At 69.4% G+C, this 1480-nt stretch carries 2 protein-coding genes; both read right to left on the reverse strand.

Annotated features, from left to right (window positions below):
- Positions 1-770: ABC transporter ATP-binding protein (locus tag C8054_RS31510; RefSeq protein ID WP_107162785.1), on the reverse strand; the 770-nt coding region annotated here is incomplete at its 3' end.
- Positions 767-1480, reverse strand: a 714-nt coding sequence (locus C8054_RS31515) for an ABC transporter ATP-binding protein (protein ID WP_146180026.1), incomplete at its 5' end; no start/stop codon positions are given. The genes C8054_RS31510 and C8054_RS31515, both read right to left, overlap by 4 nt.

Here is a 1480-nt window from a genome sequence, read left to right on the forward strand (position 1 = left end):
AGCAGCGCCCGGGTGTAGGGGTGCTGCGGTCGGGTGTAGATGGCGTCCCGGTCACCGATCTCGACGATGGTGCCGAGATACATGACCGCGACGCGGTGGCAGAAGTGGCGGATCACGGCGAGGTCGTGGGCGATGAACACGAACGCCAGGTCCAGGTCGCGTTGCAGGCCGCGTAGCAGGTTGATGACCTGCGCCTGGATGGAGACGTCGAGCGCGGAGACGGGTTCGTCGGCGACGATCAGCTTCGGTTTCAGCGCGAGGGCGCGGGCGATACCGACGCGTTGGCGTTGCCCGCCGGAGAACTCGTGCGGATACCTGTTGTAGTGCTCCGGGTTGAGTCCGACCAGTTCCAGCAGCTCCTGCACCCGCCGCTTGACGCCGCCGGGTGGGGTGATGTTGTTGACCTGCAACGGCATCGCCACGATCCGCCCGACGGTGTGCCGCGGGTTCAACGACGCGTACGGGTCCTGGAAGATGATCTGCAGGTCCTGCCGCAGGTCACGCAGGTCCCGACGGCCGGCGTGGGTGATGTCCCGACCGGCGAACGTGATCGACCCGCTGGTGGGCTCCAGCAGGCGCACCAACATCCGCCCGGTCGTGGTCTTCCCACACCCCGACTCCCCCACCAGCCCGAGCGTCTCACCGGGCCGCACGTCGAAGTCCAGCCCGTCGACCGCCCGCACCACCGCCTTGCCGCGCAGCCCGTCGCGCACCGGGAAATGCTTGGTCAACCCGCGCACCTGGAGCAGCGGCTCGGTCTCGGCGCTCATCGGGCCACCCCCACCCGGGCGATCTCGTCGCGGTAGATCCGCTCCCGGTCTCCCGCCGACAGATGACAGGCGACCAGGTGCCCCGACTCACCGGCGTCCCGCAACCCGGGCACCTCGAGGCGGGAGCGGTCGTCGGCCCACCGACAGCGGGGATGGAACGCGCACCCCGACGGCAGATTGATCAACGACGGCGGATTACCCGGGATCGGCACCAGGTCCGCGTCCGCGTCACCGTGCAACGACGGCACGCTCGACAACAACCCCCAGGTGTACGGATGCTGCGGCGTCCGCAACACCTGCGCCACGCTGCCGTGCTCCACCGCCCGCCCCCCGTACATGACCAGGACGTCGTCAGCCACCTGGCTGACCACCCCCAGATCGTGCGTGATCAGGATGATCGCCGAACGGAACTCCGCCTGCAGATCAGCGAGGAGGTCCAGGATCTGCGCCTGCACGGTGACGTCCAACGCCGTGGTCGGCTCGTCGGCGATCAGCAGATCCGGGTCGTTGACCAGCGCCATCGCGATCATCGCCCGCTGCCGCATCCCACCGGAGAACTCGTGCGGGTACTGCGCGAACCGCTTCGCCGGCTGCGGAATGCCCACCCGGTCCAGCATGTCCACGGCCCGGCTGCGGGCCTCCCGCCGGCCGGCCCGGGGATGATGCACCCGGTACGCCTCCGCGATCTGCCGCCCCACCGAGTAGTACGG

It is taken from the genome of Micromonospora sp. RP3T, from assembly GCF_003027925.1.
GTDB lineage: Bacteria > Actinomycetota > Actinomycetes > Mycobacteriales > Micromonosporaceae > Micromonospora.